Annotated in this window: 18 protein-coding genes; 12 read left to right on the top strand and 6 right to left on the bottom strand. The window is 45.6% G+C overall.

Annotated features, from left to right (window positions below):
* Window positions 1–73: 73 nt before the first annotated feature.
* The 3 genes from NST47_RS26225 to NST47_RS26215 are packed head-to-tail and all read right to left on the bottom strand — an operon-like array spanning window position 74 to window position 2,817.
* Window positions 74–856: a sugar phosphate isomerase/epimerase family protein gene (locus NST47_RS26225; protein ID WP_341157762.1), complete on the bottom strand. Its 783-nt coding sequence runs from the start codon at window positions 854–856 to the stop codon at window positions 74–76.
* A gap of 22 nt (window positions 857–878) precedes the next feature.
* Complete coding sequence (locus tag NST47_RS26220) at window positions 879–1,760, bottom strand: TolB family protein (RefSeq protein WP_341157761.1); 882 nt, start codon at window positions 1,758–1,760, stop codon at window positions 879–881.
* A 31-nt stretch (window positions 1,761–1,791) separates the two neighbouring features.
* Window positions 1,792–2,817, bottom strand: coding sequence for a sugar phosphate isomerase/epimerase family protein (locus NST47_RS26215; RefSeq protein ID WP_341157760.1), 1,026 nt, complete (start codon window positions 2,815–2,817; stop codon window positions 1,792–1,794).
* A 283-nt stretch (window positions 2,818–3,100) separates the two neighbouring features.
* Between NST47_RS26215 and NST47_RS26210 the strand changes: the two genes are divergently transcribed.
* Window positions 3,101–4,906 (top strand): methyl-accepting chemotaxis protein, encoded by a 1,806-nt coding sequence (locus tag NST47_RS26210; protein WP_341157759.1) that lies wholly within the window; start codon window positions 3,101–3,103, stop codon window positions 4,904–4,906.
* Between the two features lie 100 nt (window positions 4,907–5,006).
* On the opposite strand, the gene NST47_RS26205 is transcribed toward NST47_RS26210, so the two are convergent.
* The gene (locus NST47_RS26205) at window positions 5,007–5,867 is read right to left on the bottom strand and encodes an AraC family transcriptional regulator (RefSeq protein WP_341159756.1); all 861 of its coding nucleotides are present in this window, start codon (window positions 5,865–5,867) and stop codon (window positions 5,007–5,009) included.
* 179 nt (window positions 5,868–6,046) lie between these two features.
* Here NST47_RS26205 and NST47_RS26200 point away from each other — a divergent pair, with 179 nt between their 5' ends.
* A complete protein-coding gene (locus NST47_RS26200) occupies window positions 6,047–7,054 on the top strand; it encodes a zinc-binding alcohol dehydrogenase family protein (RefSeq protein WP_341157758.1) in 1,008 nt (335 codons plus the stop codon).
* An 86-nt stretch (window positions 7,055–7,140) separates the two neighbouring features.
* On the opposite strand, the gene NST47_RS26195 is transcribed toward NST47_RS26200, so the two are convergent.
* Window positions 7,141–7,584 (bottom strand): hypothetical protein, encoded by a 444-nt coding sequence (locus tag NST47_RS26195; RefSeq protein ID WP_341157757.1) that lies wholly within the window; start codon window positions 7,582–7,584, stop codon window positions 7,141–7,143.
* Between the two features lie 240 nt (window positions 7,585–7,824).
* Between NST47_RS26195 and NST47_RS26190 the strand changes: the two genes are divergently transcribed.
* The 9 genes from NST47_RS26190 (at window position 7,825) to pdaA (ending at window position 22,047) form a co-directional block, all read left to right on the top strand.
* A complete protein-coding gene (locus NST47_RS26190; RefSeq protein ID WP_341157756.1) occupies window positions 7,825–8,514 on the top strand; it encodes a response regulator transcription factor in 690 nt (229 codons plus the stop codon).
* Window positions 8,511–9,911, top strand: coding sequence for a sensor histidine kinase (locus NST47_RS26185; RefSeq protein WP_341157755.1), 1,401 nt, complete (start codon window positions 8,511–8,513; stop codon window positions 9,909–9,911). Before NST47_RS26190 ends, NST47_RS26185 begins: the two co-directional genes overlap by 4 nt.
* A 147-nt stretch (window positions 9,912–10,058) precedes the next feature.
* On the top strand, window positions 10,059–13,985 hold the full coding sequence (locus NST47_RS26180) for a response regulator (protein WP_341157754.1): 3,927 nt from the start codon (window positions 10,059–10,061) through the stop codon (window positions 13,983–13,985).
* A gap of 40 nt (window positions 13,986–14,025) precedes the next feature.
* Window positions 14,026–15,594, top strand: coding sequence for an ATP-binding protein (locus NST47_RS26175; protein ID WP_341157753.1), 1,569 nt, complete (start codon window positions 14,026–14,028; stop codon window positions 15,592–15,594).
* Window positions 15,595–15,806: 212 nt separating this feature from the next.
* Window positions 15,807–16,034, top strand: a complete 228-nt coding sequence (locus NST47_RS26170) for a cold-inducible protein YdjO-related protein (RefSeq protein WP_341157752.1) — start codon at window positions 15,807–15,809, stop codon at window positions 16,032–16,034.
* 148 nt (window positions 16,035–16,182) lie between these two features.
* A complete protein-coding gene (locus NST47_RS26165) occupies window positions 16,183–16,326 on the top strand; it encodes a hypothetical protein (protein WP_179097680.1) in 144 nt (47 codons plus the stop codon).
* Window positions 16,327–16,427: 101 nt separating this feature from the next.
* Window positions 16,428–18,539: a ribosomal protection-like ABC-F family protein gene (gene abc-f / locus NST47_RS26160; RefSeq protein ID WP_341157751.1), complete on the top strand. Its 2,112-nt coding sequence runs from the start codon at window positions 16,428–16,430 to the stop codon at window positions 18,537–18,539.
* Window positions 18,540–19,203: 664 nt separating this feature from the next.
* Window positions 19,204–21,123 carry a threonine--tRNA ligase gene (gene thrS, locus NST47_RS26155; RefSeq protein ID WP_341157750.1) on the top strand — a complete coding sequence of 640 codons (1,920 nt, stop codon included), beginning with the start codon at window positions 19,204–19,206 and terminating at the stop codon, window positions 21,121–21,123.
* Between the two features lie 132 nt (window positions 21,124–21,255).
* Entirely contained in the window at window positions 21,256–22,047 is a 792-nt protein-coding gene (gene pdaA / locus NST47_RS26150) for a delta-lactam-biosynthetic de-N-acetylase (protein ID WP_445667400.1), read from the top strand.
* 76 nt (window positions 22,048–22,123) lie between these two features.
* Here the strand turns inward: pdaA and NST47_RS26145 are convergent, their stop codons facing one another.
* A complete protein-coding gene (locus NST47_RS26145; protein ID WP_262688893.1) occupies window positions 22,124–23,002 on the bottom strand; it encodes a TetR/AcrR family transcriptional regulator in 879 nt (292 codons plus the stop codon).
* A 294-nt stretch (window positions 23,003–23,296) separates the two neighbouring features.
* On the opposite strand from NST47_RS26145, the gene NST47_RS26140 reads away from it, so the two are divergent.
* Entirely contained in the window at window positions 23,297–23,776 is a 480-nt protein-coding gene (locus NST47_RS26140) for a GbsR/MarR family transcriptional regulator (RefSeq protein ID WP_341157749.1), read from the top strand.
* Window positions 23,777–23,778: the final 2 nt, after the last annotated feature.

Below are 23,778 nucleotides of genomic sequence, written 5' to 3'. Positions count from 1 at the left end.
CGAACATGAACGACAAGAAAAACTGCCGCTAGCACCGTAGCGGCAGTTTTTTGGCGTTCCTTGCATCAGCTTTTTACAATTTGCTCTGAGCCTCTTTTACAGCACGTCGCAGCGTTAATAAATCATGCTCTGCTTCCAGATATTCATTGTTGCCACCCCGGAACTCCAAGGACCAGCATCCCTTGTATCCTGCTTGGCGAAACAGCTGTATCTTTTGCAGCAGCCCCTGCCCCGCAAAATCGACAAAAGCCCGGTCGAACTGAACGTGAGCGGTGAAGGGGGCAATCATTTCGTCTCCAATTTCTTGATCTGTCAACCAACGGCTCACATTAAGTACAATGCCGAATCCAGGAGAGGATATTTCTGCACATAGCCGTTTAAGATTGTGGGGGACCTGGGAGCCTTTCTGGTGAGTCTGCGGTCCAACCCGAAACCCGTGATCATGGGCATACTGCGCGTATTCCCGGTAACGCTGGACACAAAGCTCAAATTGCTCATTTGTCAGCTCTAATGCGTTTACGCCCATATCAATCCGCAGCGTTTGAACGCCCCACCTGCGAGCAATGTCAAGGTACAGGAGCGCCTTGCGATAGCGCTGTTCACGAATGTCAGGATCGTCATGCCAAATGTCAGCGCCATCTACAGCAAGACTTGCAACGGTCAATCCTTCTTCATCCAAGATTTCCTTGATGCTTTGTATGTAACCATCCTCTGTAGATGCCATCATGCCGCTCCAAATATCTGCATGATGAAGCCGATAGCGGTATTTGATGCTTTCTAAATAGCCGAATAGATTGATTTTCCCTGCTTTGAACAAAGCGTGGAATGACCATGAACCGATAGAAAACGCTTCCATGTGAACACTTCCCTATTAGTTATTAGTCCTTCAGTCTGTAACTCACAAAAGCCAGCTGTCTGCTGTCAGGCGCCCAGGAGTTGACGTTGATGGTGCCCTGCCCACCGAACAGCTTGACCAGTGTACGAAATTCGCCTCCAGAGCTGGACATTAAGCGGATTTCTACATCTTTGTTTGCTGGATGGTCGCCAGGGGCAACATCGCCCTTGCGGTAAGCGATAAATGCGGTCGATTGTCCGTCGGGTGAGATATGGGGGAACCAATTATTGCTCTCGTCGAACGTCATCTGTTCTTGCTCGCTGCCATCTGCCTTCATGCGCCACACCTGCATGAGGCCCGTCCGTACCGAATTGAACCAAATGTATGTGCCGTCCGGCGAATATTCCGGGCCATCATTAAGTCCGGGAGAATCGGTCAATCGTGTTTCCTTGCCGCCGTTTGTTGGAATGGTGTAGATATCATACTCGCCGTTGCGCTCTGCACAATACGCCAACGTGCTTCCGTCTGGCGACCAGCCGTGCAAATAGCTGGGAGCGAGTGGCGTGACCAGTATCGGATGACCTCCCTGCAACGGGAACGTGTAAATTCGGGACTGACCGTCTTCATAAGTGTGATGGCTTACCGCGACGTTCGAGTTATCCGGAGACAGCACATGGTCGTTGTTGCATTGAATGGCGTATCCGGACTCGATCAAGGTACTTTCCCTCGTTGTCATGTCAAAGGAGTAGAGGCGGCCCAAGCTGTTATAGATGAGTCGTTTCCCGTCGTTAGTCCAGTTAGGAGCCTCAATCAAGAAATCGAATTCGGCCAATACACTGCGTTCGCCGCTTTGCACATCCACGGTTTCCAGGATGCTGTACACGTTTCTGCCAGCAATTTTGCGGGGTTCTTTTAAAGTATTCATCGTTTGTTCTCCCTTTGGTCCATAGTTATGATTATTTGGTTTTTGTGCTTACTGAAGCGGCTCTTATTTGATCAAGGAAATCACGGATTTGTTCAAAAGGCGGCTCGGCAAGCTGGTTCGGATGATTGGGATCGCTATTCACCCAAAGCGTCTCGAGCGGAATATGTCCACGATAGTTACTGTAGCGGATGCGGGTAAACAGCTCTTCAAGATCTACCTGAACATCCGTATCCGGAGAGGTTGGTTTTTTCTTGACCTGAAAGTTTACGGTATAAGGCAGCACGGCTTCGATATCGTCATACCAGCTATAACCAATTCCGGTACGATCCCCAAATCTTTTGTAGCAGCCTGTATCATTCACCACGCCGATATTGGGATGATCCGCCCACTTGAGAATTCGGATCACTTGGTCAGCTGTTGAAGTCATGTCTCCATGATTTTGCATACCGATCTTGACACCTTGTAGAGCGCCGTAATCGGCACATGCTTGTAGAGCGGGCACGATTCTTTCTTTTGCAATCGTTTCCCAGTCTGTGCTCAAAATGTCCTTGGAGATTTCGCCCGTGAACACACGAATGACAGGTGCACCCATGACGGCAGCGACATCAATCCAATACTTGACACGTTGTATATCCAAAGCCCTTCTTGCTTCGCTAGGATCGGCAAAATCGTTCTTGACACCCGTCCCACTGATGGCGATACCGAGCTCCTCACATAGCTGCTTAATATTTCGGGCATAGGCAAAAATCTCTTCATCCGATTTGGTCGGCATGGTGAGATTATCATACCCTGGTATGTAATACGAGGTAATATCCACGGAATCAAACCCGGCTTCCTTGGCGAATCGGATAGCTTGCATAGTATCGATGGGAGGCGCGCCTTCTGTACTGCCATTCAACCACGAGCTCAAATTATGACTGAAGCTGTAAAAGTTAAGGCCGAGCTTATAATCACCTGTGTAATATGAATCTCTGCGGCTGTCAACCAGATAATGGCTGGTAGGAATTTGTTCATAAACGTTAGCGAACTGATCTTCTTTAGTTGGCATCGGACTCATGTTATTGCTCCTCTCCATGCTTTCCCATATTAACAATGCTAGTATACTCTATTTTGGTAGTGAAGCCTGAATCAATCTTTTGATTTCTGATGCAATAGTACGATGGAGTTAATGATTTCTTATCATTCGTTGAACAGATTCATCAATCGATGATGTTCTATAGGTTCATATAGATTTTATCTATTACATTAATCAAAATAACAAATAAAATTGATATTCATCTGACAATTCTCCGTTACAGTTGTTGATAGGAAGCCAAGCTTGTGATGGAGGGGATTTATGTATGAAGATTAGAGAATTACGGTTGCATCGTGGATGGTTGGACAGGGGATGGACTGCTATTCAAACTTCGACTCTCACACTCACCGTAAGAAAAAAACTGCTCGGATCTTTTTTGGTAATGATTGTACTTCTAGGTGTGCTTGGATCGATCAGCATGAGCAGAATAGCGTCGATGCAGCAGGAAAACGAGAAAATCACGAGCTCCTGGTTATTTAGTATAGAAACGATTAACAGGATCAATTTGCTGGCTGAACAAATGCTGGCCCTGCAGGCAACGATGATCATGGAGCCAAATGAGGACAATAAAAAGCAGTTTATGCCTGAGGCGGGAAAGCTGTTCACCGCGATTGAAGGCAATATGGAGCAATATGCAACCAAGATCAGAACCGAAGAGGAGCAGGCTTATTTCGATGCTTTGTCTAAGGCGTGGAGGAATTACAAGGATTATTATTCCGATGCCTTTGTTTTGTCAACGAGAGTGAACTTCGTAGAAGGCTCTGGCACGTATGCAGGTCAAATTACGAAGATGCTCACCAGCTCGCAGGGTGCTTATCAGACGATGCAAAATCAGATTAATCTGTTAGTCAAACTGAATCATGATGGCGCAATGGCCTCCACAGAGGAAAGCAAGCGGCTTTATCAAAACGCGCTGAGGGATACGATCATCACGCTTCTTATTGCTGTAGCGGCAGCCTTCGGCTTATCGATGCTGATATCCAACCATTTTGCCAATCCGGTCAGGCAGGTATCGTTAGCGCTGCAGCGAATAGCCGAAGGTGATCTGACGCTGAACAATCTTCAGGTGAGCAACCGCGATGAAATCGGTCAGTTGGTGAATTCCCTGAACAAGATGTCTTTGAATCTGCGGACTCTTTTGCTGCAAATACAAGGCGCATCGATCCATGTAGCCGCATCCTCTGAACAGCTTCTGGCAAGCTCGGAGAAAAATGCCAAGGCGGCTGAACACGTCACGCAGTCCGTTCAAATCGTAGCTGCGGGTTCGGAGAATCAGATGCAAAGCGCAACGGAAACCAGCATGGCGATGGAGGAAATGACCATGGGTGCGCTGCGGATCGCTCAGTCTACAGCCGAAGTATCAGAGCTGGCTATCGAAACGTCCCGCCAGGCTGAGGTAGGCAACAGCACGATGCAAGCTTTTGTCGGTATTATGAACAACATTAGTGATTCGGTCAGACGCTCCGGAGAAGAGATGCAGCGCTTGGAAGGACATTCTCATGAAATTGGGTCGATCACGAAGCTGATCGGCGATATAGCCAAGCAAACGGTTATGCTGGCGCTGAATGCAGCCATTGAATCGGCAAGAGCCGGAGAGCACGGACGTGGATTTGCAGTCGTTTCCCAAGAAGTACGCAAGCTGGCAGAGCAATCGAATGCAGCTGTTAAACAAATTACGGATATCATTAATAAAATTCAAAATGATACCCAGCATGCGGCAGGCACGATGAGGCAAGGCTTACACGCTGTAGAGCAAGGGATCACAGCTATCGAAAACGTAAGCAGTTCTTTTTCAATCATTGTTCAGTCCACAGAAAATGTAACCGATAAAATTCAGGATGCAGCCTCCGCCGCTCAACAAATGGCAGCCAGCTCTCAGCATGTGTCCGCATCTATCCTTGAAATGAGCAGCATCGCCAGAACCTCCTCCTCTTCTGCCAAAACCGTGGCAGCCACGACAGACGGACAGCTCGTTTCCGTTAACGAGATTACGGCATCTGCCTACTCATTAAGCCATGTAGCTCAGGATTTGAGTGATCTGGTTGGCAGCTTTAAGGTAACCGCCGAATAGTCCTCGACTGCTCAGCAAAAGTATTACATAGGACTTACAGGGAAGAGACCATTCAATTATGGGGAGTAATCGCAGATAGGCTTGCTGGATTCCCAACCATTTACCTCCTCCGGTACACGGCGGGGGTTTTACCTGTTATCTTTTTAAATATACGGTGAAAATGGGGCATGCTCTGGAAACCGCATTGCTCAGCCAGCACCTCAATGGCAAGGTTAGTATCCTTTAGCAGACGCTTTGCCATCAGAATGCGTTTCGTATGCATATAATCGGTCAGTGGCATTCCGATCATTTGTTTGAAAACCCGACTGAAATGCTCAGGACTTACATGTGCTCTCTGGCTTAAGAAGGAGAGAGACAGGCTGCGATGAAAATTGTGCTCTATATAGGATACGATTTCCTTCATCCAAGGAGAGCTGGTCGTCGTAAGCGAGCTTGGCTCCCTGTAGGTGGAGCTTTGTATGCGTGATAAGGCCACAATAATTCTGTGCAGCGTTAGCATGACAGCATAACGGTAGCCTTGCTGTACCTCCTCTAATTCTTGTCTGATCTCTCCGATTAACATTTGAATGTGCTCTTGATCAATGCCTTCCAAGGATAGCCTGAACTGCTTGGAGCTGCGAAGCTGTTCGAATATCGCCGTCAACGAAAAAGTATCCCCCAGAGAAAGCTCGGGCAGTATAGCCGAACTGAAATAAAGAATGGATGAAGTAACAGGCTCGCTTCTATGCGGCATGGCACGATGAATCGTATTGCGGGGAATGAGAAACACATCTCCCGGCATCATCTCGTAAAAGGAACTGTCAATGAAAAACATCCCTTTACCGCTGTAGACATAGACGATTTCGTACCAATCATGCAGATGATCAGGAAGCTCGGATTGAGGACTTTTGGTATCCTTAAAAACTAGCTGAAAAGGAAATTGCTCCGACATTGGGAATTTTTTGCGAATGGCTTTAATCACAATCACCTCTACTATAGCTTACATCAAAATCGGTTATAAATGTATCAAAAAATGCAATTTATTGTTCAATTATACCTGATATAATGAGAACAGGTTTTAATGGTCTTTTTTTGCAAGCGTAATTAAATTATGAGGTTTGGACCGAATCCATAATAGGTAGGACAAAGGGGAGAATGAGAATGAAGAGTATTATATGCATGCAGCCCAATGAATTGAACATGATCGAGGCCCAGCCGCCTGTTATGGGGCAAGGGGAAGTGTTGGTACAAATTCGCAGAATCGGTATTTGCGGAACGGATCTTCATGCTTATAGAGGAAATCAGCCGTTTTTTACGTATCCCAGAGTACTTGGACATGAGCTGTCGGGGACTATCCTGCAATCAGACTCCAGTGATTTTCCAATTGGAGCGCAGGTATCGGTCATCCCCTATTTGGAGTGTGGAAGCTGTATCGCGTGCCGGAATGGTAAAACCAACTGTTGTACACAAATGAAAGTGCTTGGCGTCCATACCGATGGGGGGATGCGAGAGATCGTAGCTGTACCCACCTCGCATTTAATTAAAACGGATGGCATTAGCCTTGATCAAGCGGCTTTATTGGAGCCGTTAAGCATTGGCGCTCACGCGGTAAGAAGGTCGGGATTGCACAAGGGGGAGCTGGCGCTTGTCATTGGGGCAGGACCGATCGGATTAGGGGTAATGGTGCTGGCCAAGCAGCGGGGAGCGAAAGTCATTGCCATGGATATGAATGAAGAACGATTGCGATTTTGCCAGGAATGGGCACAGGTGGATTACACGGTAAATGTGCTGAATCATCCCTTGGAGGCGTTGGCGGAAATAACAGATGGAGATTTGCCGACAGTCGTATTTGATGCTACCGGTAATGCGAAGTCGATGATGGATGCCTTCAACTATGTGTCCCATGGCGGCAGGCTTGTATATGTAGGCTTGGTCAAAGCCGATATTGCCTTCAATGACCCGGATTTTCATAAAAAAGAGCTTACTCTTATGAGCAGCCGCAATGCTACCCGAGAGGATTTCGATACCGTCATCCAAGCCGTTCGTCATGGAGCCGTTGATATCGATCGATACATTACCCATCGTGTCAGCTTTGATCATATGATTGATGAGTTTGAGAAGTGGTATGATCCCGCTAACGGTGTTATCAAGGTAATTGTAGAATTGTAACCGTGAAAAAGAAAGATACCGACTGCGGCAATGGACCAAGCTAGGACCAAGCGCCTTGCGCAGTCGGAATCTAATTATCCTTCGGTTCAAATTTTTAAACTCACAACCAGAACAACGGAAAGCGTCAGGACAATAACCATACTCATGGCAATCATATAACCTGATAATTTGATGGGCTGAGTTTCTCCAGGGATGCTCAAGCGTTTTTTAACTTTACTCCCCAGAATACCGGTGAATATAAGACCAAGCAAGATGATCGTTCCGCCTCCCTTTTCCATGACCTCCAGCCATAACGGCTTACCGGGCCCCATACCCATTTGAATAATCATCAAAACCCCACTGATTAATACGAAGACAGCACTTGGATGAGCAAATCTGCTAAAGGTGCGGATAATGCGTTGTGCTAATGTATTGGATTCAAGCGAACCCAGCTGTTTGTTTAACATAATCAGCATGATCACAATGGCAAACAAGGAGCCGAGCCAAATGACCAAACCGGTAAGATGTAAAAATAACATAAAACCAAACATGTGATTTCCCCCGTTTATGATAAGTTGAGAAGTACGGAGGCGTTGGCCTCGCGTTACCGTCTCACATGATGAATTGTAGGCTGACAGTGTGAACGGACGATGTACGAATGATTACAACTGTTGTAATATCCCGTTCATCGTCCGTTCATATTGCGTGTTTAAGCTGCATTCATGTATGCTGGCGTTATTATGGGAAAACTATTAAGGAACAACCTCAGCGAATTCGACAGGAGTGATACATTGAGAACGCACATTTTGGTTGTGGATGATGATCCCCACATTCGTGAGCTATTATCTTTTCTTTTAAAGAAGGAAGGGTACACCGTTACAGAAGCAGACAATGGTGAACAGGGGTCAACCATCCTGGAAAACGAACAGATCCATTTGGCCGTTGTGGATATTATGATGCCTTCGAAGAATGGCTGGGAGCTTTGCAAGGAAATTCGCAAACATTATGATATCCCGGTCATCATGCTGACGGCAAAGGGAGAGATCGAGGATAAAGAAAAAGGTTTCTTGTCCGGTACAGATGATTACATGGTGAAACCGTTCGAGCCGAAGGAACTGATGTTTCGGATAAAAGCCTTGCTGCGTCGATATCAAATGGTTTCAGCAGAGCTGATCCGGTTGAACAATACAACGATAGACCGTAATAGTTATGAGGTGAAAACGGGTGACTCAGGTGACTCTGTTCTCATTTTACCATTGAAAGAATTTGAGCTGCTGTCCCAATTGGCGAGTCAACCCGGACGTATTTTCACGCGAGAGCAGCTGCTGCAGCTGATATGGGGGTCGGATTACGAAGGAGGCAGCCGGACTATCGATGTACATATAAAGCGTTTGCGTGAACGGTTTGCAGACAGAACGGATGACTTTGTCATCACTACGATCCGCGGCTTAGGCTATAAGATCGAGGTGCAAGGTGGATGAGAAGTCTTTATATCCGTATTGTGGTAACGTTTGTGCTGATTTCGCTTGTGAGTGGTGTGTTGGCTCTTTTATTGGCTAACGTTTATTATGTACAAAATCTGATCAACTATAACGAACAAAAAATACTGAATATCGGCAATGAAGTCAAGACGTTATATGAAAAAACGCCGGATCTGGACCTGGGGCAATATTTGTCACATATCGCCAACATGGGATTCCAGATTTATGCTGTGAATGACCAGATGCAGGGCTCCTTTTACGGCTCCCCGTTCAAAAATAAACAAATGGCTGCAGAGCAGATTCGTCACATTTTAGATGGAGGGATTTATAAAGGAATTTTGGAGGAACGCCATCTGCTGATGGTTAACGGGCTTTTTGAAAACAGTATCCAGAACAGCATCGGATTACCGATTATGGCAAAAGGGAATACATACGCTGTATTTATTCGTCCAAATCTGGAACAGCAGTTTGGTGAAGTTCGAGCCCTGCTGGCTATACTGTTGGTGTTCAGCTTTTTGTTCAATATCGTGTTCATCGTTATTTCAACGCGATACATCGTGAAGCCTGTTAAAAAATTGACCCGAGCAACCCAACAAATCGTGAGCGGCAGCTATGACATCGAAATGGATGTTTCGCGCCGCGATGAAATTGGTAATTTGGCCCGATATTTTGCACAAATGGCGCAGGCGCTTAAGCAGCTCGACGATATGAGGCAGGAGTTTGTAGCCAATGTATCGCATGAAATTCAGTCGCCTTTAGCGTCTATACAAGGATTTTCACAGGCGATTCTTGAACAGAAAGCTACTCCAGAAGAGGCACAACGATATCTGCGCATCATTGAGGAGGAAAGCCGACGCTTATCGTCAATGAGCAAGAAGCTTCTGACTTTGGCAGCGTTGGACAAAGAAAAGACGATGGTCAAACCGACAACTTTCCGGCTGGATGAGCAGATTCGGCAGGCCTTGATCATGACAGAGTGGCAGTGGGCGGAAAAGCAGCTGGTTATCGAACTGGATCTATCCGAAGTCGTCATTACCGCAGATTCCGGGCTTATCTATCAAGTATGGTTGAATCTGATTACCAACAGTATCAAATTTTCATTGTCAGGAGACACGATCCGGATCGGAATCGCAGTCGAACATGATATTACGGTGAAGATCAGCGATACGGGCATCGGAATACCCGAAGACGAACTCCCCCACATTAGTGAACGCTTTTATAAAGCTGATAAAGCCAGAAATCGTGCCCGCTCCGGTAGCGGACTCGGACTTTCGATTGTAAAAAAAATCGTTGATTTGCACCATGGCTCTATTCAATTACAGAGCAGGCTCGGGGAAGGGACAACGGTTATTGTAAAACTGCCTAGAATGCTAGACTCGAAATATCATCATGATTAGTTTAAGAATAAACATATATCTTTACTTTTAATTGTGTTAATATAAGTAGTTAAGGCTAATTTGGATTTTTGAGTAAAATGATGGAACGTTTGTTTGGCGAGATGGAGAAATGAGGGTATCGGAATGCTCTGGATAAAGAACTTGAAAATGAACAGTAAGCTGGTAGTTATGGTTTTAATTCCAATGCTCGGTTTGCTGTATTTTTCAATCACAGTGGTTATTACCAAAATAAACGATCGAACCGAGTTAGGTCAGTTAGAAACCAAGACCAAGCTCCTGGTGAAAACCATAGACTTGATTCATGAGCTTCAAAAGGAACAAGGAATTACAGTCAGCTATTACGCTGATCAGACAGAGCTCAAACGAAATCAAATGCTGGAGCAGCGAAAGATTTCCAACCAAAGTATAACTAATTTTAATGAATATTCGGATGTTTTAACGAAAAGTGAGCTGGACGCGACTACGAGAGACAATCTGGAACGTTCCTTAGGGATATTGGACAAGCTCGATGCAGAGCGGGGTTTAATCGACAAACAAAAAATGGATGCGAATTTGATCCTTACGTACTATGATGATACGTTCGGGTCTTTTTTTAGTCTGATGGATCAATTGAAATTGGCAAGCTCGAATCTTGAAATCGCAGCAAGTCTGTCTGCCTTTCACAGCTTCTCTCAAAGCGCAGCAGCGCTCAGCAAGGAACGAATCCTCATCAGCCGTATTCTTCAAGCTCGTCAAATCCAAGCTGCAGATATATATAACTTAGGCTCGTTGGAACAAGAGCGGCAGCTTTATTTGAACAGCTTCACTTCAAATGCAAGCTTGGATTGGCTTGGTCAATATAAGGCCATCGTTAAAGGGCAAGTAGTTGATGAGGTCAATCGTATTCGATACAGCGTATTGGATGGAGCGATTGGTAAAAGTCCTGCCGTTGATCCGGTATACTGGTATCTGCAATCGACAGATGTTATTGATTTAATGAAGCAAGCTGAAGATCAATATGGAGTAGCTTTGCTCGACAGACTGGAACGAAGCAGGAGTGGAGCTTTAAACTGGCTCGTCTTTATGAATCTGATGAATCTTCTCATTATTTTAGTTTCACTATCTCTGCTTATTCAAGTATGGTTTACCTTCCAGGAAATGATGTCCGAAAAAGAAAGACAATATTGGTTGAAGGCCGAATTGGCCCGTTTAACGGAGCTTTCCCTCGGAATAACCGACCTGCAGCAGCTGATAAAAATGCTTATTTCAGAAATTTCCAAGCTGATCGAGGTTGGACAAGGTGTATTTTATGTAAAAGAGACAAGGAAAAATGCTGAGTACACGGGTGATTTTATATTGCTCGGCAGCTATGCCTACAAGCAGCGGGAAAATATTTCGCATCGTTTCCGTTCGGGAGAAGGTTTAATTGGTCAATGTGCATTGGAGAAGAAGCCGATATTGCTGACACAAGTGCCTAATGAATATATTCAGATCAGTTCCGGACTTGGAGAACACAATCCGCTGACGATTTTTGTCATGCCTATTATATTCGAAGAAGAGGTAGTGGCAGTAATTGAATTAGCCTCGTTCAAAGCTTTTACGCCCATACAGCAAAATTTGCTTGAACTGTTGTCCACACCATTAGGTGTTATTATTAACAGCGCCTCCGGTCGTCAGCGAACGGAAGAATCTCTATTAGAATCACAGCTTCTTGCCGAAAAAGCGCAATTATTAGCCGAGGAAGCACAAATACAACAGGAAGAATTACGTGTATCCAATGAAGAGTTGGAAGAACAAACCAAAATGTTAAAGTATGCCGAAGAGAAGCAAAAACTGCAAAGTGAAGAACTGCAAGTAATTAACGATGAGATGGCGGTTAAGACCAAACGCTTGGAAATGCAAACGATGGATATTATTAAACAAAACGAAATGATCCAATTATCCAAGGACGCTCTTGAGGTGAAAGCCAACGAGTTGGAGCTGGCCAGTAATTACAAGTCGGAGTTTTTAGCGAATATGTCTCATGAATTAAGAACCCCACTTAATAGTTTGCTAATACTGGCGAAGCTTCTCGCTAATAACAGGGAGGGGAATTTGACGGGGGATCAGATCGAGTCGGCTCAAATCATTTACAGCGGCGGCTTGAATTTGTTAACACTGATCAATGATATTTTGGACTTATCCAAGGTAGAGGCAGGTAAGTTAAATGTGATGCCGGAGGAAGTTGAGCTGGAATCGATTGTCCACAATCTCAAGTATCAGTTCAATGTGATAGCACAGGATAAAGGACTGCAGTTCGAATTGCAAATAGAAGAAGGAATTCCGTGGACCCTCATAACAGATGGCCAGAGAACCGAACAAATACTCAAAAACTTTTTGTCCAATGCATTCAAATTTACATCCAAAGGAACGGTTTCTTTGACGATCTGCCACCCTGCAGCGGATGTTCACTTTATCAATACTACTCTCACAGCAAACAATACGGTGGCTTTTATCGTAAGTGACACAGGTATTGGAATTGTGCCGAATAAGCAAAAGGCGATATTTGAATCATTTCAGCAGGCTGACGGCTCTACCATTCGCAAGTACGGCGGAACCGGTCTGGGCTTGACGATTTCCAGAGAGCTTGCCAAGCTGCTTGGCGGCGAAATTCATTTGGTGAGTGAGAAGGACGTAGGAAGCACTTTTACATTATTTCTCCCGCTTGACATGAATCATATCGCTTCTATTGGAGACTCCATGAACGGAAGGGCCTCCTCTAACGATATGGTTACTTCCATGGTCCATTCGTCTGAGAAAACAATACCCGAAGCTCATATGGAGCAGTCTATTACCGTCGCGGCAGCAGAAATGGTCCAAACTCCACAAGCTATCAAAGTGTTTATTGCTGATGATCGGGATCAGATCGAGCCTCATATGAACGAGAAGGTAATCATGATTATAGAGGATGACAAAAGCTTCGCCAAAGTCTTATTGGATATGTCTGCTGCCAAGGGCTTCAAATGTATCGCGGCAGAAGATGGCTTCAGTGGTCTTCAGCTGATAAAGAAGTATATGCCTAGTGCCGTATTGTTGGATCTGGGTCTGCCAGATATCGATGGGCTTAAATTGCTCGAATTGCTTAAGCATGATAGTGAAACACGGCATATTCCCGTGCATATTATTACTGGCAAGGAAGATAGACAAACCTCGCTGGATAAAGGGGCAGTCGGTTTCCTCACAAAGCCTATCAGCGTCACAGACTTTGATTCCGTTTTTGCCAGAATCGAAGTTATTTTACAGGAGCGTATTCAACTGATGCTTGTTGTTGAAGATGATGCTCATAATCAGAAAGCCATATATGAAATGCTCCTCCACAAAAAAATCGAGATTCATTGTGTTCGGACAGGTGCGGAGGGCTTGGAACGATTGCGATTACAGGACTACGATTGTATGATTCTCGATTTAAAGCTTCCCGACATGACAGGGTTTGAATTACTTGCCAAACTGTCAGAGCTTAAGAAGACACATGTACCACCGATTATTGTCTATACAGGTAAGGAGTTAACACAAGAGGAATACAAGGAATTGAATTATTACACGGGTAGTATTGTCATCAAAGGCGCTCATTCCCCGGACCGGTTGTTGGATGAAGTTTCTCTGTTTCTACAGCATGTGAATAAATCGTTACCCTTTGAACAGCGCCATGGGGTCAACATGCTGCATGATGGGGATGAGACTTTAAAAGGTCGGAAAATATTGTTGGTGGACGACGATTTGCGAAATACATTTGCTTTGTCCAAGCTGCTGCAGCATTACGAAATGGACGTGGTTATGGCAGATAATGGTAAGCTTGCTCTGGAAATGCTGGATCAGGTTGCCGGAATTGAACTGGTTATTATGGATATTATGATGCCCGTCATGGATGGCTACGAAGCCATGCGAAGAATTCGCGAGAATCCTGAGTTCAATAAGCTGCCGATTATCGCGTTAACGGCTAATGCGATGGTAGGGGATAAAATGAAATGTATTGAAGGCGGCGCCAACGATTACATGACAAAACCGATTGACACTGACAATCTGCTTTCCTTGTTGCGAGTATGGTTGTTTAAATAACGAAGCAAGGAAGCTCTGCAAATTTTAAGGAGGGACATGCATGATACCTGCAAAGGAAAAACTGGCAGCTAAAATACTTGTCGTTGATGATCGAGAAGAAAACTTGTTTGCCATGGAGCAAATATTACAAACGTTAGGCTGCGAAATTTATAAAGCACATTCGGGGAATGAAGCCATGTCGTTCACACTGCGTCATGATTTTGCATTGATTTTGCTTGATGTGAATATGCCGGAAATGAACGGATTCGAGCTGGCCGAGATTTTGCGCGGCAATAAGAAAACAAAGCTGATCCCAATTATTTTTGTGACGGCTACCCATAAAGAGGAAGCTAGCGTGTATAAGGGTTATGAGACTGGTGCGGTCGATTTTTTGTTCAAACCGGTTAACACGGATATCCTGCTGAGTAAGGTAAAGGTATTTATTGAATTGGATTTGCACAAAAAAGCGTTGGAATCGGTGAAAGCAGAGCTTGAAAGAAGCAACAAAGGCTTGGAACGATTCAGGGAGGCGGTTACCCTGTTCGAGCACCATCCAGATCTTATTTATTCATTGGACCTACTGGGAAATTATACATCGGTCAATCCGGCTTTTGAGAAAATAATGGGATTAGCAAGCGAAGAAGTCGAACAAGGTCAGCTAAATTTTCGTGCTTTTACCTCTGAAGAAAATTTGCCTGGTATCGAACACTATTTTCAACAAACAGCGAACGGGAATGTGCAGCGCTATGAATCCAAAGAGATGAATCCGAATGGCGAAATCGTCATCTATGATGTAATCAGTTTTCCTATCATACTGGAAGTGAAAGTGGTTGGGGTATACGTCATTGCAAGGGATATAACGAAACGTAAAATGCTGGATAGTGAGCTATTGCAAGCTAAAGAAGAAGCGGAAAATGCGCTGCTTGTTAAATCTGAGTTTCTGTCCATGATGAGCCATGAAATTCGTACACCGATGAATGGTGTGATTGGGATGGCGGATCTACTCCTTGAAATGGAGCTTGAATCCGAACAAAGAAAATATGCTGGGATTATACGGAATAGTGCGAATGCCTTGATGTCCGTAATCAATGATATTCTGGATTATTCAAAAATTGAATCCGGCAAAATGGAATTGGAGCAGGAACCGCTTGAACTGAAAGCGTTGGTTCAAGAAACATTTGAATTATTTACAGCCTCTGCCTTGGACCGAAACCTGATTATGGAGTATGACATCGACGAAAAGCTTCCTCAGCTTATTGCAGGCGACCCGACCCGACTTCGCCAAGTCATGATTAACTTAATCGGAAACGCTGTTAAATTTACGAAAAAAGGCGGCATTCATGTGATGGTTAATCAAATTTCCGCGCAGGACGATTCCCTTGAAATTGAATTTGTCATAAAGGATAGTGGAATCGGAATTCCCCCGCTGAAGATGGTTGATTTGTTCAAACCCTTTTCGCAGCTGGATTCGTCAATGGCGCGCAAATATGGAGGTACAGGGCTTGGGCTGGCGATCTGCAAAACGCTGGTAGAATTAATGGGTGGCACAATTCATGCACAAAAAGATGTTGAGCATGGAGCCATTTTTATATTTACGATTCAAACCACTCCCTTTTATTTTACGGATTAGTGGCACATTTAGTGACTATATCCGTATTTGTAAATAAGCATTCTCAGCGGGCCGAAAGTGATTATCACTTACTGGTCTTCTTTGTTGTACCCTCATGGGGGATGGTGAAGTAGGTAGATGTTGGTTTAATCACGAAAATAGGGCTTGCCAATAGTCGTCTTCTGTATAATAATAAGAAGTCTAGAAATTAATGCAGGGAGATCTGATTGGAAATGGCAACGACGACATTAGAGGAAGAAAAGCAAGAACTGGAACACATTGAAATATGGAAATGCAAACAACCTGAATGCAAAGCATGGACACGTAAGGAATTTGTAACAGAAGAATTACCTGACTGTCCTTTATGTAAAAGCCCGATGGTACGGAGCTATAAACACTTACCGGTAATGGACAAGAAAACGAAGAAAAAGTTTCTGGTAGGTAAGGGACGCTCCAAATAGGATGAGATGGAACAAAAAGGCTGCCGCCGTTCGTGCAGCTTTTTTTGCTGCCCGGAGACTTAAAGTATTCAAGCTGGGAGAGTAGACATTGCATTATCCATGCGTTCTATGTTACAGTTACAGTAATAAAAACAAGGAGGTGAGGTAGGTGAATCACGAAATGGTGAACAACCGTATTAGCCAGCTGCCGATTGCTATGGCTGGCATCGTTCATACTTTTCCGAACAACGGGAGAAGTCTGTCTGATTATTCAAATACGGTTGTACCATTCGCGAGAAGACGCCTACCTTAACCGATACGGATTGCTGTACCATCCGAAGGGTCGCGGGCTTGCTGCTGCGGCTCTTTTTTGCTGTTGAGTTAGGGTCTTCATCTCTAGGAGGATCCTATATTATGATTATTATTAACGGCCAAAATATAAAAAAATACCACGGTGCCCACCTTGTGCTGGACGGGGTTACTTTTGAAGTGCATGAAGGAGAAAAGGTAGGTCTTATCGGGCGAAACGGATGCGGAAAATCGACACTGCTGCAGCTCATATCCAGACAATTGCATGTGGATGAAGGCATGTTGACTTTGAAGAAGGATATTCAGGTGGGATATTTGCCGCAAATCCCCGTTGAATTTGAAAGTATGAAGGTGTATGAAGTGCTCGCCTACGGTTACCTGGAGCTGACACAATGCCAGAAGGAATTAACCGAATTGGAGCACGAAATGTCCGACCCTGAGGTGGTATCGAGCCCTGAACGGCTTGAGCAGCTTCTGAAAGCCTACGCCGCTGTACAAGAGCGCTTTGAACGGGGTGGCGGCTATGAAATGGATGCCAGCATTGATCAAGTGGCCCTAGGCTTGCAAATTCCGAAGAGTGCGTACGTGCGCAGCTTCAGCTCGTTGTCCGGAGGAGAGAAGACGAGGGTAGCGTTAGCCTCGCAGCTGATTGTTCGACCCGAGCTGCTGCTGCTCGACGAGCCAACAAACCATCTCGATTTAAGGGGCATTGAATGGCTTGAGCAGTTTTTGCGGAGCTATACAGGCGCATGTATGGTTGTGTCGCATGACCGTTATTTTCTTGATCGTGTAGCTTCCAAAATGATTGAGCTGGAGGATGGAGAGGCTCATACGTATACGACCAATTACAGTGGGTATATGAAGGAAAAGGAAGAACGGCTGCTGCAGCAGTTCGCTCAGTATCAGGAGCAGCAGAAGGTGATCAAGAAAATGAAGGAGACGATTCGTCAGCTGGAGGAGTGGGGACGGGTCGGCGGAAATGAGAAGTTTTTTAAGCGAGCAGCTTCGATTCGCAAAGCGTTGGATCGTATGCAGCGGGTGAAGCGTCCGGTGCTGGAGCAAAAAACGGCTGATTTTGGGCTGATGCCGCTGGATCGCTCCGGTAACAGGGTGGTAATCTTGGAAGGCGTTTCCAAATCTTATGACAGTCGTGATGTGCTGTCCGGGGTGGAAGGAAGTCTACAATACGGGGAAAAAGTAATGCTGTTAGGAGACAACGGAACAGGCAAAACGACTTTGTTCAAGCTCCTCTTGGGCGAAGAAATGCCCGATAGTGGAGAAATCAGGCTGGGCGCCCGCGTGGAAATTGGATACTTGGCACAGCAAAATGCGGTATTGGACCGCAAGCAGACGGTGCTGGACTATTTCCGCACGGAAGCTGGCTTAGAGGAAGGCGAAGCAAGGGGTATTCTTGCGAGGTATCTGTTTTACGGAGCGGATGTATTCCGTCCGGTAAGCCTGCTGTCTGGAGGTGAGTGGTCACGGCTGCGACTTGCGCTGCTCGTTCTCTCGAAGCCTAACCTGCTCCTGCTCGATGAGCCGACGAACCATCTGGATATCGCTTCGCGCGAGGCGTTGGAGGAAGCTTTGGAGGAATTCCCGGGAACTGTGCTTGCGATCTCGCATGACCGCTATTTTATCAATCGGCTGGCGCAGCGGGTATGGTTGTTAGAGCAGGGTAAGGTGTCCCCATATCTCGGGAATTTTGACGAGTTCAGGGCGAAGAGGCGGCAGCAGGAAGAGGAGGTTTCCGGGCGCGGAGGAAACGGTTATGTCAGTGGAGTCCGCCGGAACGGCGCGCGTGTCGAGGGCAAGCCGGACTTCCATGGCGCAGCAGGAGTCCTGTCACCAGCGGCAGCGGCGGAAAGCTGCGACAAAGCGGGAGCGAAAGCACAAGCGAAGGCCGGTGGCCATGGCTCTGCTGGTGCGAAGGCTCAGGCAGCGGGCAGTCATGACGCTGCCACTGCATCGCGAAGCGCAGCAGTTACCGCGCCGCCAGCAGCTGGCAGCGCCCGCGCGTCCGAGCGGCGGCGTCTGGATCTCGAGCGACAGATTGCAGCGCTCGAAGCGGACATGGCCGCAGCAGACGCAGAGCTGCTGGAGCTTGGTGCTAGTATCAGCAGCGATACAGAGCAGCTGGAGGTACGGTGGCGTGAGCGCGGTCTGCTGCAGGAGCGGCACGATAAGCTGCTCGAGGCGTGGATGGAGCTGGAGTGAGTTCATTACTCTGAGGTGTTGATTTTACCCACGAACAATACCCCTTGACAAAATAATCTCGATTCGTTATTCTAATTAACAAATAAAAGCAAGGCAATAACCAAGGACATGAACACTTAGGGATACTGAACAGAAAGAGGGGTCACCGGTTGAAAGCCCCTTCTGTGGAGATAAGTGATTTACCCCCTTGCAGCTGCGATATGGAAATCATGCTGGCTCATGAGAGTAAACTTCGCCGGGAATTCCCGTTACAGAAACCAATGAGGATCTGCTATTATCAGCAGGTTATAATCAGGGTGGAACCACGAGCACATTCGTCCCTTTTCGGAGACGAGTGTGCTCTTTTTGTTTTTTTAATAACCAAATAACCTTTACAAGCAATAACCAAGGACATGAACACTTAGGGATACTGAACAGAAAGAGGGGTCACCGGCTGAAAGCCCCTTCTGTGGAAATAAGTGATTTACCCCCTTGCAGCTGCGATATGGAAATCATGCTGGCTCATGAGAGTAAATTTCGCCGGGAATTCCCGTTACAGAAGCCAATGAGGATCTGCTATTATCAGCAGGTTGTAATCAGGGTGGAACCACGAGCACATTCGTCCCTTTGCGGAGACGGGTGTGCTCTTTGTGTTTACAAAAATGATCATAATGGAGGAGTTAACATGGCAAATCAAGTGAAAGTGAAGCTGCCCGACGGAGCTGTAAGGGAGTATGGTTACGGTACAACAATTGAGCAGATAGCAGGGTCAATTAGCCCGGGGCTAAGGAAGCTTGCAGTGGCTGGTACAATCAATGACGAAATGGTCGATTTGAATCGGTCTATTGAGCAGGACTGCGATATAGCCATCATCACACTCGATAGCGAGGAAGGATTGAAGGTATATCGCCACAGCACGGCGCATGTGATGGCGCAAGCGATTAAGCGCATATATGGTGAAAAGGCAGTTAAGCTCGGCATTGGCCCGGTCATTGAGGATGGCTTTTATTACGATATCGATATTGATAAACCTTTATCCAGTGAGGATCTTGCCGCAATTGAGCAGGTGATGAATAACATTATAGCGGAGAACCTGCCGATTGTGAGACGGGAGGTAGACCGTGATGAGGCCATTCGAATCTTTGAAGGGCAGGAGGAGCCACTTAAGCTGGAGCTTATTCATGACTTGCCGGAAGCTTCGGTCATCACAATTTATGATCAGGGTGAATTTTACGATCTCTGTCGTGGACCCCACCTCCCGTCTACAGGCCGTATTCAGGCATTCAAGCTGCTGAGTGTAGCAGGTGCCTATTGGCGAGGTGATTCCAACAATAAAATGCTGCAGCGTATATACGGAACAGCCTTCCCCAAAAAACAGCAGCTAGAGGAGCATTTGTTCATCTTGGAGGAAGCAAAGAAACGCGATCACCGTAAGCTTGGCAAAGAGCTGGGATTGTTTATGTTCTCAGAGGAAGCGCCGGGAATGCCATTTTACTTGCCCAAAGGCATGTCGATTCGTACAGAGCTGGAGAACTTTTCACGCCAGGTACAGGTGCAGCAGGATTACCAGGAGGTCCGTACTCCACTTATGATGAACCGACGGTTGTGGGAGCAGTCCGGGCATTGGGATCATTACAAGGATAATATGTATTTTACTGAAGTTGATGATACGCATTATGCGCTTAAACCGATGAATTGCCCTGGACACATGCTGATCTTTAAAAATACACTGCATTCCTATCGCGAGCTTCCGATACGACTTGCCGAATTTGGTCAGGTTCACCGCCATGAATTTTCGGGTGCGTTGAACGGGATGATGCGTGTGCGTACGTTTTGCCAGGATGATGCGCATATTTTTGTAAGACCGGATCAGGTCGAAGAAGAAATCGCACGGGTTATTGCTTTTATCGATCAAATTTACCAGGTGTTTGGCTTTGAATATACAATCGAGTTGTCTACACGTCCTGAGGATTCGATGGGATCGGCAGAGCTGTGGGATTTGGCAGAAGCATCCCTTCAGCACGTATTGGATCAGAGTGGTATTGCTTATCGAATGAATGAAGGCGACGGGGCCTTTTACGGACCGAAAATTGACTTCCACATCCTTGACGCGCTTAAACGCAGCTGGCAGTGTGCGTCGATCCAGCTTGATTTTCAAATGCCTGAGAAATTTGATCTTTCCTACATCGGCGAAGATAATCAGAAGCACCGTCCTGTTGTCATTCACCGTGCAGCCTACGGGTCCATAGACCGCTTCATCGGTATTTTAACAGAGCATTACAGCGGGGCGTTCCCGGTTTGGCTCGCTCCGGTTCAAGCGAAAATATTGCCAGTGTCCGATGCTTTCATCGATTATGCACTGCAGGTGAAGCAAGCACTGGAAGCTGCAGGTATTCGTGTAGAAGTAGATATACGAAGCGAAAAGCTTGGCTATAAAATCCGTGAGGCACAGCTTGAAAAGGTTCCCTATATGCTTGTAGTCGGTGAGAACGAGCGGTCAACGAATAAAGTGGCGGTCCGCAAACGTGAAGAAGGCGATATCGGATCGATGGGCATAGCAGAGATTACGGAACAAATTGCACGCGAAATTCGAGCGAAATCGTGATCATGATCACCGATTGCAAGCTTTCTTTTCTTTCACTAAGCGGATGATTCATATCAACCTGAGCAATACTACCTTTAGGCAGCTATGAGAAATGAAAATGAAGGATGTCAATTCAGAAAAGAGGGTGCATGGATGAAACGTGCCATACAGGCCGTGGTGTTGTTAATGGTAATGGTTAGCGTTGTACAGCTCTCTGGTCAGGTGTGGGCGCAGGACGATAGTCGGCCCTATCATTTTGGCTTTAAAAAAAGCAAAGATGGAAAGCTTCCTTCGATCGCGGAAGAGGGCTTTATGAGCATTCTTCAAAAGCATGGAGCTATTTTTTTGGGGGATACCGAGAAAAAGGAGCTTTATTTAACCTTTGATAACGGGTATGAGAACGGGTATACAGCTCAATTGCTGAACGTATTGAAGGATAAGAAGGTGCCCGCGGCCTTCTTTGTGACTGGTCATTATGTGAAGGATCAACCGGAGCTGGTCAAGCGAATGGCTGAAGAGGGGCACATCATTGGCAACCATTCCTGGAGTCATCCGGATATGAGTAGTATATCTGCCGGCCGTATGAAGGATGAGCTGGACAAAGTCAAAGTGGAAATAGCCCAGCTGACCCCACAAAGCGAAGTGCGGTATTTGCGGCCGCCAAGGGGAATCTTTAGTGATCAGATGCTCGGGGTTAGTCAAAATTTGGGCTATACCAGTGTTTTCTGGTCCGTGGCATACAGGGACTGGGATACAAAAAAACAGCACGGCTGGAACTATGCTTACCAACAAGTGATGGCACAGCTTCATCCTGGTGCTGTCATTCTGCTTCATTCCGTTTCTCAGGATAATGCAGAGGCTATGGGCAAAATTATTGACGATGCCCGCGGTCAGGGATATGAATTCAAAAGTCTCGATCAAATGCAGCTGAAGCAGTACCGCTAAACACATACTTTGTGAATGAATGGTTCACTCAATCAGGTTAACCGGAAACTCAGGTTAGCCTGTTTTTCTCGGTAAATTAGCAAATACGGGCACAACCGAATGATTTGTTGAATACGGCGATAATATCCGAATCACCCTCTGCCAAGGAAATCAGGTAATTAACCATTCCCTTGATAATGATATCGTTGGGCTCTTCTTTATTAGCCTCCTGCACGATTACATCCAGCGACTGAAGCATGGTGCACATCACCATTGGGGCTTCGACATGCGATTCAATCCAACCCTTCGTTGTAAGCGCTCTCTCAATCAGGCTTTCGCGAGTTGTTTCTGAACTGCGATCTGATAAAATAACAGCTTTGGAAAGGATGGGAACGGTGGGTTTACTCAGAATTCCATAAATAACATCGTCCAGACGGTTCATTAAATATTCGGCCAGCTGCCCGCCTTCAATAGGATGTCCGAAAACGATATGGCAGAAATAAAACTCCTTGATCATCCCGTTAAATAAGTTGGCACAATCAAATGAATGCGGTCTGATTTCCGATCCGTAGAGCTCAATGATACGCTGGTCAAACCATATAACGTTTTGATTGCTGTGATCAATCATTAAATCCTGTAGAGCTTTATTTAAAAAGGTGATCCCTTTTAGCTGCATCGCAATAAAATCCTTATCTTTGATGAAGGCTTCGCATTGATATTCAATGGATTTAAATAGTCTTTCCCGCGCGCTTAACGAGGGGTCCTGAAGAATCTCCTCCAGATATGAGCGATACGATTCCATATAATGATTGAAGATATGAACGAGCAATTCCTCTTTGGAATGAAAATGTAAATAAAAAGCTCCCTTGGATACTCCGGCAAGACTGACAATATCTTGAACGGATGTTGTATGGTAGTCACGTTCTCCGAACAGCTTGATTGCAGCCTGAACAATTTGTGTTTTTTTGTCATTCATTCTGTTCGACACTCCTTGTTTCCAAACTTGGCACATCACATGTATACAGCCATTGTATACGTCGAACATATTCATGTCAACAATATGACTGACTGGTCACAAAATTGGTTTTAGTGACGAATAAAAATAAAAAAAGGTTGATTTAAAGCTATATATCCATTATTATACTTTCATAATGACCAGTCAGTCATAATATGATTACAACTTTAATATCATTCTTAAAGTTACGAATGAACTTACATGTACTTGAAGGAAGGGGCCACCAGCAATACGATGTTACAGACTCTCGACGAAATGAAGTTAAGCACGAGTCATTTTATGTCCATGCACCTGGAAAAAGAAGGCTTCAGTCCGCTTGTTGGCAGGCTCTTTACACTGCTTCTTTTTTCGGCAGAGCCCTTATGCTTGCAGCAGATGGCTGAGGCTTTATCTGTGTCCAAGGCTGCGATCAGCGTTCAAATCCGCAATATGGTATCGCGGCATTTGTGCAATAAGGTTCCGGTTCAGAATGACAGAAAGGATTACTATTACATAACGGATGATTTTGAAATCCATGTTTTTGAAACATACAAAGAGAAGATCAAATCGGTTCAACAAACGCTGAAACGGAATTTGCTCGCTTTACCGAAACAAGAAGGTCTGGATTCTGCGGATCAGGAGACCTGTCGCGTTGTCGAACAAAGATTCAGCGAAATTTCATTGTTTTGTGATATCTACATGTCCCGAATGAAAGGCTTCAACGAGGAATGGCTGCTCAAAAAGCAATTATTGTAATT

Source organism: Paenibacillus sp. FSL H8-0034 (genome assembly GCF_038000305.1).
Taxonomy (GTDB): domain Bacteria; phylum Bacillota; class Bacilli; order Paenibacillales; family NBRC-103111; genus Paenibacillus_S.
This window is presented reverse-complemented; position numbering and strand designations above follow the sequence as displayed.